Origin of the sequence: Borreliella afzelii (genome assembly GCF_014202295.1) — a bacterium.
Taxonomy (GTDB): domain Bacteria; phylum Spirochaetota; class Spirochaetia; order Borreliales; family Borreliaceae; genus Borreliella; species Borreliella afzelii.
In genome coordinates, this window is the sequence record NZ_JACHGM010000036.1 from 1 (window position 1) to 1,564 (window position 1,564).

2 protein-coding genes are annotated in these 1,564 nt (G+C 26.5%); one reads left to right on the plus strand and one right to left on the minus strand.

What is annotated here, in order from left to right; genetic code table 11:
* Positions 1-67: 67 nt before the first annotated feature.
* Complete coding sequence (locus HNP63_RS06665) at positions 68-703, minus strand: Mlp family lipoprotein (protein WP_183227713.1); 636 nt, start codon at positions 701-703, stop codon at positions 68-70.
* 167 nt (positions 704-870) lie between these two features.
* Here HNP63_RS06665 and revA point away from each other — a divergent pair, with 167 nt between their 5' ends.
* Positions 871-1,353, plus strand: coding sequence for a fibronectin-binding protein RevA (gene revA / locus HNP63_RS06670; RefSeq protein ID WP_183227715.1), 483 nt, complete (start codon positions 871-873; stop codon positions 1,351-1,353).
* The last annotated feature ends 211 nt before the right edge of the window (positions 1,354-1,564 follow it).

Below are 1,564 nucleotides of genomic sequence, written 5' to 3' on the forward strand. Positions count from 1 at the left end.
AAAGCCCCCTTATTGTGGGGGCTTGCTATTCGTATAATAATCAAGAATGTGCAATTAAGTACTGTTTTTAGTCTTTCCAATTGGATGTAAGACCAGCATAATGGTTATCAGTCTTTAAAAGTTCTTCTTTAAGACACTGATAAATCTCTTCATTGCCATTTTTAGAAAATATACTACCAGCTACGCCTCTGAAATATTGCTCTATTTCGTTTGTATTGTTTCCATGTTTATTGTCATTACAATTTCCGTTTTTATTATCTACTTTACAATCAATGCCTCCTTTAATATAAGTATCAAAGTCTTCATTGTTTGCTTTTGCTTTTCTTTTAGTCTCTAAAAAGTCATAAACCTTTTTAAATGCATCAGCTAATTCTTTTTGCTTTTCAGTATCTTCTTTTAAAAGCCAATCAAAAAAGTTAGTACATTTACTTTTATTCCCATTATTACATCCTTGTATTTGATTAGTTAATTTTTCAATTGTGTATTTAAAAGTAGTTACCAGAGAATTAAACATTTTTGATTCTTCATCAGTTAGCGTGATTTTTTCTTGTTGTGATTCTTTTATGTCTAAATCGCGTTTTCCCCGGCTTTTTGCTTGCTGGGCATTATTTATATTATTTTTATTAAAAGTGTCATTATTATCGGAATTACAGCTGTTTAGCAGAAGAAAAAATATACAAAATAATATATTTATAATTTTCATTTATACTCCTTTTTTTATCTTCAGCACAATACATTAAGTAATAAAAAATATTCTTGTAAGTATATAGCCTATTTTTAAAAATTTTTAACGATTTTAATTGAAAGATTTATATTTTTAGAATGTTGTGCTAGCTTTAATTTCATTATTATTGAATATAGGAGTAACTAATGAAAAATAAAAATTTAGTTAAATTATTTTTTGTATCAATGTTATTTGTAATTACTTGTAAAACATATGTAAAAGAAAAAGAAGAAATAGATTCACTTCTTTCAGAGGTTGCAACTCTTAATAACAAGACTGATATTGAAGAATTTAAAAATTATAAAGGGAATTTAAATGAATTGAAAGAAAGATTTAAGGATGTAAGTAATGCTGAGCTTAAAGAAAAACTATTAAAGTTGCAAAGTTCCTTTCAAGATAAATTAGCAGCTAAATTAGCAGCTTTAAAAGCAGCTAAAGAAGAAATTGGAAGCATTACCGATACTGATAATAGTACTGCAAAAGCCAAGATATGGTCAAAGGCAAAATTAGTTGGAGTAACTGTAAAGTTCAGTGGAAGTAATACTTCTGGCAAAGGATCAGAAATGTCTAAAGAAGCTGTAGGACAGATAGATAAAATAATAGAGTTTCTAGAAGAAGGTACTCATTGATTAGTAAATAATCATATTAAAAATGTTAAAATCTAGATATTAGATTAAATTAGATTTAATATCTAGATTTTCTTCTGTTGTAAAAGACAATTTGATTAATATAAAGTATAAGTTCTTGCAAGAACAACTTATTTGTAATTTACATTTTTAACTAGGGAATATTGATTATAGACTTTTTGTGCTATGGGTTTTGTTTTTTGAATGTACTCCA

Excerpts from the sequence above, each read along its gene's own strand:
- revA (WP_183227715.1), top strand. The coding sequence starts at position 871 with ATGAAAAATAAAAATTTAGTTAAATTATTTTTTGTATCAATGTTATTT.
- HNP63_RS06665 (WP_183227713.1), bottom strand. The coding sequence starts at position 703 with ATGAAAATTATAAATATATTATTTTGTATATTTTTTCTTCTGCTAAAC.